The organism is Yersinia proxima (assembly GCF_902170785.1).
Lineage (GTDB): Bacteria > Pseudomonadota > Gammaproteobacteria > Enterobacterales > Enterobacteriaceae > Yersinia > Yersinia proxima.
In genome coordinates, this window is the sequence record NZ_CABHYG010000014.1 from 97,368 (window position 1) to 111,252 (window position 13,885).

The window sequence follows — 13,885 nt, forward strand, 5'->3', positions numbered from 1 at the left end:
TGATAATTAATCGATCAAGAGCCGCGTAACCGCCGATTAAAGTCTTCTATCTTTCCCTGCGAAATACGGGTCAGCATGGTTTTGCTCCAACTGGCGGATAATCCAGATACTGACAACAAGCGGCGATACTGTTCTTCGTCAAACGGCATATGCCAGGCAATAGCAATGGCCTCCGATACACTGATATCACTGGTGCGCGCTAATAGCTCCAGTGGATGACCGTCGCTGACTTTTCCGGGTGAAATTACACGATACAACCAACCGCAGTAGCCGGTTTGCTGCATCAGCGCCGACATATCTTCGATAGAAAAATGGAAGTTGAGTTTGTAGCAAGGTGAGCGCGGTTGTGTCACCTGAATGAGTGTTTCACCCCAGCGGTAAATATCCCCCATATAGACATTTTGTTCAGTCATGCCGAGGGTCGATATGTTCTCGCCGTAAGCTGGAGCGGAAAAAAACTCAGCCTGTTCAGGGAATTGTTGTCTCCAGTGAGCGTAATGCTCGCGTGGGTAGTGGCATAACGCCCGATCCGGGCCGCCGTGAAAGCGAGTTTCGGCTTGTTCATCCCCTTCCAGACCCAGAGAGGTGAGCATAATGCTGCCCTGCACCTGACGTTTGCCAATGGCACTTGGGGAACTGCCGCTGTAAGGCTCGATTTTACCGATATAAACCTGTGGATATTTCATCTGCTCTCCTTGTCTGCGTTCAGAAGGGAGACTCAGAATACCCTGCCTGACGGCAGGGCTCCATGGTTTAACGCAGAATCAGAAGGTTTCCCAGTTATCCTGCTGCTGGCTGCGGTTTGTCTCTGGCGCTGGGCGTGGAGTGGTTGCCCGTGGCGTGGTGGTTTCGCTTTGAACAGATTCAGTTTCTGCTCCGGACAGGCGGAACACGGCAACAGCTTGTGCCAGCAAGATCGCTTGTTCTGCCAGTGAATCAGCGGCAGCGGCAGACTCCTCCACCAATGCGGCGTTCTGTTGAGTCGTGCTGTCCATTTCCGAGATAGCCTGACTGACCTGGGTGATGCCCCGGCTTTGTTCATCTGAGGCAGAGGCAATTTCTGCCATGATATCGCGCACATGGGTTACTGAGCGGACAATATCTTCCATAGTTTGACCCGCATTTTGTACTAACGATGTACCGGCATTGACTTGAGACACCGACTCTCCAATCAACCCTTCAATTTCTTTTGCTGCCTGTGCACTGCGTTGTGCCAGATTACGCACTTCGCTCGCGACCACAGCAAAACCACGACCTTGCTCACCGGCGCGCGCTGCTTCAACGGCGGCATTCAGCGCCAGAATATTGGTTTGGAAAGCAATACTGTTAATTACCGAGGTGATTTCAGAAATGCGTTTAGAACTGCCAGAAATATCGTTCATGGTGCGCACGACATCGTTAACCAGCTTGCCACCTTGTTGCGCGGTTTGCGATGCTTCCGTCGCTAGCTGATTAGCATGGTGGGCATTGTCAGCATTCTGTTTAACCGTGGCATTCAACTGCTCCATACTGGCGGCAGTTTCTTCTACCGCAGCGGCTTGTTGCTCTGTTCGGGATGATAAGTCAGTATTGCCAGCGGCAATCTCGCCTGAGGCATGAGACACCTGGCTGACGCCAATGCGAATTTCGTCAATCATGGCACGCAGGTTTTCATTCATTCGGGCGACGGCATTCATCAGCAGGCCCAGTTCATCAGTACGATTAGAGGTGGTCGCTGCGGTTAAATCACCGGTGGCAATGCGCTCGGCCATCGCCAACGTGGTGCGCAGTGGCACAGTAATCTGGCGAGTCATGCGCCATGAAATCAGTAAACCCAATATCAGGGCCGCAATAGCTGCTATAGCTAGCTGCAATTGCGCATTATTGATTTCATCATGAGTGCCTTGCAGTTCTTGAGTGAACAAATGCGTTGCCAACTTATTTAATTCATTGGCATTCTCTTCCATCACTTTACCCACTTCCAGCTCTTGCTGATATGCAGGTAAATAGGCTAATACGTTTTCTTTATAGGCACTGAGACTGGAAATGACCGGAGCTAATAGTTTTTGCTGATCGGCTGATAGCACTGGCATAAAAGCATTCGCCGCGCTGTTGGCAATATTGATTGAGGTAATCAATGAAGACTCTGCATCCTGGTTGCGATCCAGTAATAAACCTCGCGCGTTATAGCGCACGGTCATTAACTTTTGGTTCATTTCCGCCAGCAGAATCTGGGTGTTGGTATCAGCACCCTCATTAAGAAAACTTTGCTGTAACTCATTGAGGTTCTTCTGAGTTTCAGAGATATTCCAACTTTTGCGTACATCGTCCTTATGAGCCACCGCATTAACAAAATTGCTTTGTTGTTGCAGATATTCGTCTACCACATCGGCAATGCTACTGATTGTTTTGCGGTTATCTTCCGACCAGCTAAGACTTTCACTTTGAGTTAATAGGTTTTTTATATTATTGATATGTTGAGAGTTTTCTTTAATATATTTCAGATCATAGGTACGTTCATATAACGCACGGTTATATTTGGCCTGATTAGCCTCATCATTAATTTTGTAACTCAAATCGACTTTATAAGCATGTTCTTCAATGACGGAGAAATGATATGCGGTAGTACCAGCGATGATCCCAACCAACAACAACATCAGGAAAAAACTTAATCCCAGTTTTTTACCGACTTTCACGTTTTCAAAGTTACCAAAAACTTTGCTAAATGCTGCCATGTTCTTCTCCGTTATGCGGTGTTTTTGCTGCAAATCAATCAGCGTAGGTGAGTTTGGGGAGGTCTAATTATTAGAGGATTTCGGGGAACTGGCGGTATGTGGGGCAGCCTTGGCAAGAGTGCTTTCCCCAAACGTAATGACTTCTACATTCATAGATTTCTTCCATGAATACCAGTGACCTTCTTGTACATTCTATCGGCAGGAATTGGCTAAACTTTAACAATAAAAATGCCAGCAAATAGCAATAAAAAATGCCAGCAAGAGAACCTTGCTGGCATATATCTTTCGAACTTGAAGCTATGTGGTATAGCTGTTTTCGTTACTTAGCCTGAGCGAAACGTGCGGCTGCTTCGTCCCAGTTAACCACGTTCCAGAATGCTTTGATGTAGTCTGGGCGGCGGTTTTGGAATTTCAGGTAGTAAGCATGTTCCCACACATCCAGGCCCACAATCGGGAAACCTGATGCGCCAGAAACAGCTTCACCCATCAGCGGGCTGTCTTGGTTAGCAGTCGAAACAACAGCCAGTTTGCCGTCATCTTTCAATACCAGCCAGGCCCAGCCTGAACCGAAACGCGTTGCCGCAGCTTGTTCAAATTTTTCTTTGAAGCTGTCAACGCTGCCGAAGTCGCGTTCGATAGCGGCTTTCAGGTCACCGGTCAGAGTGGTGCCCAGTTTCAGGCCTTTCCAGAACAGGCTGTGGTTAGCGTGACCGCCGGCGTTATTACGCATAAAGGTGCGTTTTTCAGCAGGAACTTTGTCGAGATCTTTGATCAGATCTTCAACACTGAATTTAGCCAGCTCAGGGAAGCTCTCCAACACCGTGTTTGCATTGTTAACATAGGTTTGGTGGTGTTTGGTGTGATGGATTTCCATCGTCTGCTTATCGAAGTGTGGTTCCAGGGCGTCATAAGCATAAGGCAGGGATGGCAGTGAGTAACTCATAATCATCGTCTCCGTAGGTGTAGGGCGGCACAAAAAAAGTAAGCACCGCGTAAGCATTCGGATCATTATAGTTAATTAAATGATATTGAAAATGATTATCAATGCCGTACTTATTGTGTGGTCTTTCTATTCCTGAATCCGATTTGGGTGGGTATACACTGTTGCCCGGCCGGGTTTACTGAAGCCAACCAAGGTGAGATTACAACGCTCGGCGACTTCAACTGCTAAGGTTGTTGCAGCTGAAACAGCAAATAAAATCTCGGCTCCACACATAGCCGCTTTCTGCACCATCTCATAACTGGCGCGGCTGGAAACCAGCACCGCGCCTTGCTGCCATGGCTGTTTAGCTCGAATCCCAAGCAGCTTATCCAGCGCCACATGACGACCCACATCTTCACAGCCACCTAATAATTCGCCTTGAGGATTAATCCAGGCGGCAGCATGGGTACAACCGGTCAGTTGACCCACTGTTTGCACTTGTTTGAGCTGTGTGAGTGCGCGGTCTAAATGGTTAAGGTCAAAGGTTTGTGTGAATGGTAAGGCGGCGATTGGGCGGAAAATATCGTCCAGTTGTTCGATACCACAAACTCCACACCCAGTGCGGCCAGCCATCGCTCGGCGGCGTTCTTTTAAACCGGCAAAACGGCGGCTGGAGAGTTCAATATTCACCTCTATGCCATTACAGCTGGGCGTGACATCAATGGCATAGATTTCTTGTGGCGCGGTAATAATGCCTTCTGACAACGAAAACCCCAGCGCGAAAGCCTCTAAATCCTTAGGGGTCGCCATCATCACCACATGAGAAATGCCGTTGTATACCAGAGCTACCGGCACTTCTTCTGCCAGCCAATCCAATTGCGGTTCTGCCATTTGATGGCGCTGTAGCACGTTAAGTTGCCTGGCACCGCAAATTTCGGTGGCGAGGTCAATATCTGAAGGTTTGATCTGGCTCACTATGCGGCCCTGAAAGTTATAACCCATAATCACAATGTGGTAACATTCACATTAAGAATGGTATGGGTATAATTCCATTTATATAGGAATGTATCCCACACCGATAAAGGTGATATCGCGTCAGCGATTTTAGCGCTTCTGGTTTTGTTGAGGGAAGCGCGAACTGAATTTTAAATTCATACCCAAAATAATTCGAGTTACAGGAAGGCGGCAAGCGAATGAGTCCCGATGAGCTTACTCAAGTAAGTGATTCGGGTGGGTTAGGGCAGCCAACGCACATGTAGTTCGAAGTATAAAGGGTAAAAACATTGTGACAATCGTGAGATGAAGGAGAGACCCATGCAGGTCAGCAGAAGGCAGTTCTTTAAGATCTGCGCTGGCGGTATGGCAGGAACCACGGTCGCGGCACTCGGCTTTACGCCGTCGGTGGCGCTGGCGGAAACGCGCAATTATAAGTTGCTGCGCGCCCGTGAAACGCGGAATACCTGCACATACTGCTCCGTCGGTTGCGGGCTTTTGATGTATAGCCTCGGCGATGGTGCTAAAAACGCCAAAGAGAGTATTTTCCACATTGAAGGGGACCCGGATCATCCGGTCAACCGTGGTGCGCTGTGCCCTAAAGGTGCGGGGCTGGTGGATTTTATTCACAGCGAAAGCCGCTTGAAATACCCAGAATATCGCGCGCCAGGTTCAGACAAATGGCAGCGAATCACTTGGAATGATGCATTTGACCGCATTGCCAAGCTGATGAAAGAAGACCGGGACGCTAATTTCATTAAGACCAACGATGCGGGCGTGACCGTCAACCGTTGGCTGAGTACCGGTATGCTGTGTGCTTCTGCATCCAGTAATGAGACGGGTTATCTGACCCAGAAATTTAGTCGCGCTCTCGGCATGCTTGCCGTAGACAACCAAGCACGTGTCTGACACGGACCAACGGTAGCAAGTCTTGCTCCAACATTTGGTCGCGGTGCGATGACCAACCACTGGGTTGACATCAAGAACGCAGACTTAATTATCGTCATGGGCGGTAATGCGGCAGAAGCGCATCCGGTGGGGTTCCGCTGGGCGATGGAAGCCAAAATCCACAACAATGCCAAGTTGCTGGTGATAGACCCACGCTTTACCCGTACTGCTTCGGTGGCTGATTTCTACACGCCAATCCGTTCCGGTAGCGATATTGCGTTCCTGTCCGGCGTGTTGTTGTATCTGATGACCAACAACAAAATTAACCGCGAATACGTTGAGGCTTATACCAACGCCAGCTTGCTGGTGCGGGAAGACTATACCTTTGATGAGGGTTTATTCAGTGGTTATGACGCCGAAAACCGTAAATACGATAAGACCACCTGGAACTACCAGTTGGATGAAAACGGCTTTGCCAAACGCGATGTCACATTACAAGACCCGCGCTGTGTGTGGAACTTGCTGAAAGAACACGTCAGCCGTTACACGCCAGAGGTGGTTTCCAACATCTGCGGTACGCCAAAAGAAGATTTCTTGCAGGTTTGCGAATATCTCGCCGAAACCAGTGCGTCCAATAAAACTGCCACGTTCCTGTATGCGTTGGGCTGGACACAGCACTCGGTTGGTGCGCAGAACATCCGTACTATGGCGATGATCCAGTTGCTGCTGGGCAATATGGGGATGGCCGGGGGCGGTATTAACGCCTTGCGTGGTCACTCTAATATTCAGGGCTTAACTGACCTGGGCTTGCTGTCACAAAGTTTGCCTGGCTACCTGAACTTGCCGTCAGAAAAGCAACCGGATATTGATACGTACCTGAAGGCCAATACCCCGAAAACCCTGTTGCCGGGCCAGGTTAACTACTGGAGCAATTACCCGAAATTCTTCGTCAGCCTGATGAAAAGTTTCTACGGTGATAAAGCCCAGAAAGAGAACGGCTGGGGCTACGACTGGTTACCTAAGTGGGATAAAGGCTACGACGTCTTGCAGTATTTCGAGATGATGTCGCAGGGCAAAGTGAATGGCTATATTTGCCAGGGCTTTAACCCGGTCGCCTCGTTCCCGAACAAAAACAAAGTAGTGGCCTCACTGTCGAAACTGAAATTCCTGGTGACTATTGACCCGCTCAATACTGAAACCGCGAATTTCTGGCAAAACCACGGTGAATTTAACGATGTCGATCCATCGAAAATTCAAACCGAGGTATTCCGTTTGCCATCCAGTTGTTTCGCTGAAGAAAACGGTTCTATCGTTAACTCCAGCCGCTGGCTGCAATGGCACTGGAAAGGCGCTGATGCGCCGGGTGAAGCATTGAACGATGGCGCTATTTTGGCCGGTATCTTTAGTCGTCTGCGTGATATGTACCGCCGCGAAGGTGGTGCAGTGCCAGAACAGGTGCTCAATATGACTTGGGATTATCTGACGCCAGATAATCCAGAGCCAGAAGAAGTGGCACAAGAAAGCAATGGTAAAGCGCTGGCCGATATTACCGATGCCGATGGCAAAGTTCTGGTCAAAAAAGGCGAACAGCTCAGCACCTTTGCTCACCTGCGCGATGACGGCACCACCGCCAGTGGCTGTTGGATCTTTGCCGGTAGCTGGACACCAGCTGGTAACCAGATGGCACGGCGCGATAATGCTGATCCATCAGGTCTTGGCAATACGCTGGGCTGGGCATGGGCATGGCCGCTTAACCGCCGCATTCTGTACAACCGCGCATCCGCTGATCCACAGGGTAAACCTTGGGATCCGAAACGCCAGTTACTGGAGTGGGATGGTGCCAAATGGGGCGGTGTCGATATTCCAGATTACAGCGCTGCCGCGCCGGGTAGTGATGTCGGGCCGTTCATTATGCAGCCTGAAGGCATGGGGCGTCTGTTTGCTATCGACAAAATGGCAGAAGGGCCATTCCCGGAACACTATGAGCCATTCGAAACGCCGCTGGGCACCAACCCACTGCATCCGAATGTGATATCCAACCCAGCTGCGCGCGTCTTTAAAGATGACCTGGCTGCAATGGGTTCTCATGAGCAGTTCCCGTATGTCGGCACCACTTATCGTCTGACAGAACATTTCCACTACTGGACTAAGCATGCGCTGCTCAATGCTATCGCTCAGCCAGAACAGTTTGTGGAAATTGGCGAAAAACTGGCGGCGAAAAAGGGCATTAAGCAGGGCGATACCGTGAAAGTCAGCTCCAACCGCGGCTACATCAAAGCCAAGGCAGTGGTGACCAAACGTATTCGTACGCTGAATGTTCATGGGCAGGAAGTTGACACTATTGGTATCCCGATCCACTGGGGTTACGAAGGGGTAGCGAAAAAAGGCTTTATTGCCAATACCCTGACACCGTTTGTCGGTGATGCTAATACGCAAACGCCAGAGTTTAAGGCGTTCCTGGTCAACGTGGAAAAGGTGTAACGGAGAGAACCTATGTCACTGCAAACTCAAGACATTATCCGGCGCTCTGGCACCAATTCCCTTACGCCGCCGCCACAGGATCGTAACCACCAGCAAGAGGTGGCCAAACTTATCGACGTCACCACCTGTATCGGCTGCAAAGCCTGTCAGGTGGCCTGTTCGGAGTGGAACGACATTCGTGATGAAGTGGGCCATAACGTCGGGGTGTACGATAACCCCGCCGATTTGACTGCCAAGTCATGGACGGTAATGCGTTTTTCTGAAGTTGAAGACGAAGAGAGCGGCAAGCTGGAGTGGCTGATCCGTAAGGATGGCTGCATGCATTGTGCTGATCCGGGCTGTTTGAAAGCCTGTCCGTCAGAAGGCGCTATCATTCAGTATGCGAATGGTATTGTCGACTTCCAGTCAGAACACTGTATCGGTTGTGGTTACTGCATCGCTGGTTGCCCGTTTGATGTCCCGCGCATGAACAAAGACGACAATCGGGTATACAAATGTACTCTGTGCGTCGATCGCGTCGGTGTGGGTCAGGAACCTGCCTGTGTGAAAACCTGCCCGACCGGGGCGATTCACTTTGGTACTAAAGAAGCGATGAAAGAAGTGGCCGCAGGCCGGGTTAGCGAGCTGAAAACGCGCGGCTTTGATAACGCCGGGTTATATGACCCAGCGGGTGTTGGGGGCACCCATGTGATGTATGTGCTGCATCATGCGGATAAACCTCAGCTTTATCATGGTTTGCCGGAGAACCCGACCATCAGCCCGACGGTCACTTTCTGGAAAGGCATCTGGAAACCACTGGCCGCGATTGGCTTTGCCGCGACCTTTGCCGCCAGTATCTTCCACTACGTGGGTGTCGGCCCGAATCGGGTTGAAGAAGAAGAGGAGGAAGACGATAAACCGCATTCCGCGCCTTCCGATACCGCATCCAAGGCTCCTGAGCCTACCACCGCTGAACACTCAGACGACGGGGAGACGCGGAAATGAGAAAAGAAAAGCGTATCCAGCGCTACAGTGCGCCGGAACGAATCAACCACTGGATAGTGGCTTTTTGTTTTATATTAGCTGCTATCAGTGGTCTGGGATTCTTCTTCCCATCATTTAATTGGTTGATGAATATTTTTGGTACGCCGCAGTTGGCGCGCATCCTTCATCCCTTCGCCGGGGTGATTATGTTCGCTGCCTTCCTCATCATGTTTTTCCGTTACTGGAAACATAACTTGATCAACAAGGAAGACCTGGAGTGGGCTAAAAATATCCATAAAATTGCCATGAATGAGGAAGTGGGTGACACGGGGCGCTATAATTTTGGTCAGAAATGCGTATTCTGGGCTGCTATTATCAGCCTGGTGTTATTGCTGGCCAGTGGCGTGGTGATTTGGCGGCCTTACTTTGCGCCCTCTTTCCCGATCCCACTGATTCGTCTGGCGCTGTTGGTGCATTCGTTGGCCGCGGTAGGATTGATTATCGTGATTATGGTGCATATTTATGCCGCCCTGTGGGTGAAAGGCACCATTACCGCGATGGTAGAAGGTTGGGTACCCGCAGCATGGGCTAAAAAGCACCATCCGCGTTGGTATCGCGAGGTCAATGCCAAAAGGCAGCTTCAGAACAAACAGGAAGAGAAACCCTGATGAGTATTCGCATTGTCCCTAAAGATCAATTAGGTAAACAGAGCGAAAAAGGTACAACGGCGGGGAATATCCCGCCGTTACTTTTCGCGAATTTAAAAAGCCTGTATACCCGGCGCACCGAACGTTTACAGCAGTTAGCGTTGGATAATCCACTGGCTGACTATCTGGATTTTGCTGCCAAAATTACCCAAGCGCAGCAAAAAGCGCTGCATGATCACCCGCTGGTGTTGGATATGCAGGCTGAGTTGGCACAATCTGCGGCCAGTGGTAAACCGCCGCTAGATTTGAGTGTTTTTCCGCGCACAGATCACTGGCGCAAGCTGTTATCAGCCTTGATTGCCGAGTTACGCCATGATGCCCCCGACCATATCGTGGCGGTGCTGGATAATCTGGATAAGGCATCAGTACATGAGTTGGAATTGTACGCAGATGCACTGTTAAATCGCGAGTTTGCACAGATTGGCAGCGAAAAAGCGCCCTTTATCTGGGCTGCGCTATCCTTGTATTGGGCGCAGATGGCGAGTCAAATTCCTGGCAAAGCGCGGGCCGAATATGGTGAACATCGCCAATTCTGCCCGGTGTGCGGCAGTATTCCGGTTTCCAGTGTGGTACATATCGGTACGCAAAACGGTTTACGTTATTTGCACTGCAACTTGTGTGAAAGCGAGTGGCATGTGGTGCGGATTAAATGCAGTAATTGCGAGCAGACCCGTGATTTGAACTACTGGTCGCTAGACACCGAATTAGCCGCCGTGAAAGCGGAAAGTTGTGGTGATTGTGGCACTTACCTGAAAATCTTATATCAGGAAAAAGATCCGCTGGTAGAAGCGGTGGCAGATGATTTGGCTTCGCTGATTCTTGATGCCAAGATGGAAGGCGAAGGGTTTGCCCGTAGCAGTATTAATCCCTTTTTGTTTCCCGGGGAATAACTTTTCCTTATTACCCTGATTTGAGTGGCTATGAGCGCAGAACCCCATCATCTTTACAGTCAGTTACCCGCCATAGACAGCTTGCTGCGAGCGCCAGAAATGGCTCCTTTGCTGGATGAATATGGCGCAGCCTTGCTAACTGAAAACCTGCGTTTGATGCAGGCTGAAGCCCGTGAATATATCCGTCAGTTCCATACATTGGCTGATTGGTGTGCGGACTGGCCTGCGGCTTTACGTCATCGACTGAACCAACGTCAACCCGCATTAAAACCCGTTTTTAACCTCTCCGGCACCGTTTTACACACCAATCTAGGACGAGCACCTTTAGCGGAATCCGCTATTGCTGCGGTAACTGATGCCATGCGCGGCGCGGTTACTCTCGAATATTCCCTGAGTGGCGCAGGTCGCGGTCATCGTGATCGCGCGGTAGCCGATTTACTCTGCGAACTGACTGGAGCGGAAGATGCCTGCATCGTTAATAATAATGCTGCTGCGGTATTTTTGATGCTGACTGTCATGGCTGCCGGGAAACAGGTGGTAGTTTCTCGGGGTGAATTGGTGGAAATTGGCGGCGCTTTTCGTATCCCGGATGTGATGCGTCAGGCCGGTTGCGAGCTGGTTGAAGTCGGCACCACCAACCGCACTCATCTGAAAGATTACCGTCAGGCCATTAGCGAACATACTGGTTTGCTGATGAAAGTGCATACCAGCAATTACAGTATTGAGGGCTTTACGGCCTCGGTGGCGGAGCAGCAACTGGCTGCGTTGGGGCATGAATTTGCGATTCCGACCGCAACCGATCTGGGCAGTGGTTCGCTGGTGGATATGACCCGCTACGGCTTACCGGCGGAACCGATGCCGCAGCAGTTAATTGCAGCGGGCGTCGATTTGGTGACATTTTCAGGGGATAAGTTGCTCGGCGGCCCGCAGGCAGGGATCATTCTCGGCAAAAAACAGTGGATTGACCAATTGCAGCAACATCCGCTCAAACGGGCGCTTCGGGCCGATAAAATGACTCTGGCTGCACTGGATGCGACCTTGCGCCTCTATCAGCAACCCGATCGTTTGACCGAATTGTTACCGACAATGCGGCTGCTAACGCGTCCGGCGCAAGATATTGCCGAGAGTGCGCAGCGGGTGCTGGCCGCCTTAAATAGCTGCTATGGCGCTGAGTTTACGCTGGCGGTAGAGCCATGCTGGTCGCAGATTGGCAGTGGCTCATTACCGGTCGATCGGTTACCCAGTTGGGCGGTAACATTTACCCCTAAAGATGGCAGCGGAAGCGCGTTGGAAGCACTGACGGCGCGCTGGCGTGGATTGGTTAAACCCATCATTGGCCGTGTGGCTGATGGGCGTTTATGGTTGGATTTGCGCTGTTTGGAGGATGAGGCAGCGTTGCTCAGGGAGTTGGCACCATGATTATTGCAACCGCGGGTCATGTCGATCACGGTAAAACCACGCTGTTACAGGCGATTACCGGGGTTAATGCTGACCGCTTGCCGGAAGAAAAGCAGCGCGGGATGACTATTGATTTGGGTTATGCCTACTGGCCGCAATCAGATGGCAGCATTATTGGGTTTATTGATGTCCCCGGACATGAGAAATTTCTTGCCAATATGTTGGCTGGCGTCGGTGGTATCGACCATGCTTTGCTGGTGGTGGCCTGTGATGATGGCGTGATGGCACAAACCCGCGAGCATCTGGCCATCCTGCGGCTGACGGGCCGCCCAACATTGACGGTGGCGCTGACTAAATCCGATAGAGTGGATGATGAACGTATTGCGCAAGTACGCCAGCAAGTGATGGCTGAGTTGTTAGCGCAAGGCTGGGGAATCGAGCAAGTTACTCTGTTTGTCACTGCGGCTACGGCCGATCTGGGCATCAGTGAATTGCGCGAGCATCTGGCGCAATGCCAGCAGCAAGATGAAAATAGTCACCGGCTATCACGGCGGTTTCGTCTGGCTATCGACCGCGCATTCAGTGTGAAAGGCGCAGGTTTAGTGGTTACGGGAACGGCGTTAGCAGGCAAAGTGGCGGTGGGTGATACCTTATGGCTCACGGGCAGCGATTGCTCAGTACGGGTGCGAGGTATACACGCTCAAAACCAGGATACCCAGCATGCACAGGCTGGCCAGCGCATTGCCCTGAATATTTCCGGCGATATTAGTAAGCAACAGATCAATCGTGGTGACTGGCTATTAGCCCAACAGCCAGCGGAACCCGTTGATAGAGTGCTGGTCGTCGTCGATGCAGATGAACCCATACAGCACTGGCAACCGCTGCATTTGCATCATGCCGCCAGTCATATTACCGGGCGCTTTTCACTGCTTAACTCCCCTCAACCGGAGGGCGAACAATCCCAATTGATACTGGCCGAACTACTGTTGGATAACCCCCTGTGGTTGGCTGAGAATGATCGTCTGATTCTGCGAGATATTGCCGCGAAAAAGACATTGGGTGGGGCGCGTGTTATTCATCTGGCGGTGCCAAAACGGGGAAAACGGCAACCGGCATTTTTGGCGTGGTTAACCGCGTTAGCGCAAGCGAAGAGCGATCCTGAGGTGCTGGAGTTGCATTTGGCACAAGGGCCAATTTCTCTGCATAAATTCAGTTGGGCGCGTCAGCTTAGCAGCCATGATATGGCAGCATTGCTGGCAGGTACGGATTGTGTGGTAGCCGGTGATATTGCTCTGTCCAGCCCTCATGCTCAGCAAGCTCAACAAACCTTATTGCATGTTTTATGTCTCTACCATCAGCAGCATAGTGATCAGTTAGGATTAGGGCGGGCGCGCTTGCGCCGCATGGCACTGCCGACATTGGATGAAGCATTGGTGTTTCGTTTGATTGATAATCTGCTGACACAAGGTGCGCTAAAAAATACCCGTGGCTGGCTGCATCTGCCTGATCATGGATTGGGATTTACCGAGCAAGAACAAGCACGATGGCAACAGGTTGCCCCCTATTTCTCTGACGATCCGTGGTGGGTTCGTGATTTAGCAGCGGAATTGGCAATGGATGAAAGTGAAATGCGCAGCTTGCTACGTAAAGCGGCACAACTGGGCTACATCACGGCAATTGTTCCTGACCGCTACTATCTGAGCCAACGTATTGAGCAGTTTGCTGCTTTGATTCGTGAATTGGATGCCAGTCAAGGCAGCGCCAGCGCAGCAGATTTTCGTGACCGGTTAGGTATTGGCCGTAAGCTGGCAATTCAAATCCTTGAATTCTTTGACCGCAGCGGCTTCACTCGCCGTCGGGGTAATGACCATTTATTGCGCGACAGCGGGCTGTTTTCTTCTGCGAATTGAGCATCTGAGCGAGGTGTGT

10 protein-coding genes are annotated in these 13,885 nt (G+C 50.9%); 6 read left to right on the forward strand and 4 right to left on the reverse strand.

Annotated features, from left to right (window positions below):
• Positions 1-14 precede the first annotated feature (14 nt).
• The 4 genes from yiiM to fdhD all read right to left on the reverse strand — a co-directional run bounded on the left by yiiM (position 15) and on the right by fdhD (position 4,638).
• Complete coding sequence (gene yiiM / locus FTB31_RS12220) at positions 15-686, reverse strand: 6-hydroxyaminopurine reductase (RefSeq protein ID WP_227728959.1); 672 nt, start codon at positions 684-686, stop codon at positions 15-17.
• Between the two features lie 78 nt (positions 687-764).
• Positions 765-2,714 (reverse strand): methyl-accepting chemotaxis protein, encoded by a 1,950-nt coding sequence (locus tag FTB31_RS12225; RefSeq protein WP_227720115.1) that lies wholly within the window; start codon positions 2,712-2,714, stop codon positions 765-767.
• A 319-nt stretch (positions 2,715-3,033) separates the two neighbouring features.
• Positions 3,034-3,657: a superoxide dismutase [Mn] gene (sodA, locus tag FTB31_RS12230; protein WP_013650637.1), complete on the reverse strand. Its 624-nt coding sequence runs from the start codon at positions 3,655-3,657 to the stop codon at positions 3,034-3,036.
• Between the two features lie 126 nt (positions 3,658-3,783).
• Positions 3,784-4,638, reverse strand: a complete 855-nt coding sequence (fdhD, locus tag FTB31_RS12235; protein WP_175631721.1) for a formate dehydrogenase accessory sulfurtransferase FdhD — start codon at positions 4,636-4,638, stop codon at positions 3,784-3,786.
• Positions 4,639-4,950: 312 nt separating this feature from the next.
• Between fdhD and fdnG the strand changes: the two genes are divergently transcribed.
• Genes fdnG through selB form a run of 6 tightly spaced genes read left to right on the forward strand, consistent with a single transcriptional unit; the run spans position 4,951 to position 13,866 of the window.
• Positions 4,951-7,998, forward strand: coding sequence for a formate dehydrogenase-N subunit alpha (gene fdnG / locus FTB31_RS12240; protein WP_139343706.1), 3,048 nt, complete (start codon positions 4,951-4,953; stop codon positions 7,996-7,998).
• 12 nt (positions 7,999-8,010) lie between these two features.
• Positions 8,011-8,982, forward strand: coding sequence for a formate dehydrogenase subunit beta (gene fdxH, locus FTB31_RS12245; RefSeq protein WP_050076567.1), 972 nt, complete (start codon positions 8,011-8,013; stop codon positions 8,980-8,982).
• Positions 8,979-9,629 carry a formate dehydrogenase cytochrome b556 subunit gene (fdoI, locus tag FTB31_RS12250; protein ID WP_005161937.1) on the forward strand — a complete coding sequence of 217 codons (651 nt, stop codon included), beginning with the start codon at positions 8,979-8,981 and terminating at the stop codon, positions 9,627-9,629. The genes fdxH and fdoI overlap by 4 nt, the downstream gene beginning before the upstream one ends.
• On the forward strand, positions 9,629-10,558 hold the full coding sequence (gene fdhE / locus FTB31_RS12255) for a formate dehydrogenase accessory protein FdhE (protein WP_050137816.1): 930 nt from the start codon (positions 9,629-9,631) through the stop codon (positions 10,556-10,558). The genes fdoI and fdhE overlap by 1 nt, the downstream gene beginning before the upstream one ends.
• Positions 10,559-10,588: 30 nt before the next feature.
• Positions 10,589-11,977 (forward strand): L-seryl-tRNA(Sec) selenium transferase, encoded by a 1,389-nt coding sequence (selA, locus tag FTB31_RS12260; protein ID WP_227726531.1) that lies wholly within the window; start codon positions 10,589-10,591, stop codon positions 11,975-11,977.
• A complete protein-coding gene (gene selB, locus FTB31_RS12265; protein WP_227731416.1) occupies positions 11,974-13,866 on the forward strand; it encodes a selenocysteine-specific translation elongation factor in 1,893 nt (630 codons plus the stop codon). The genes selA and selB overlap by 4 nt, the downstream gene beginning before the upstream one ends.
• Positions 13,867-13,885: the final 19 nt, after the last annotated feature.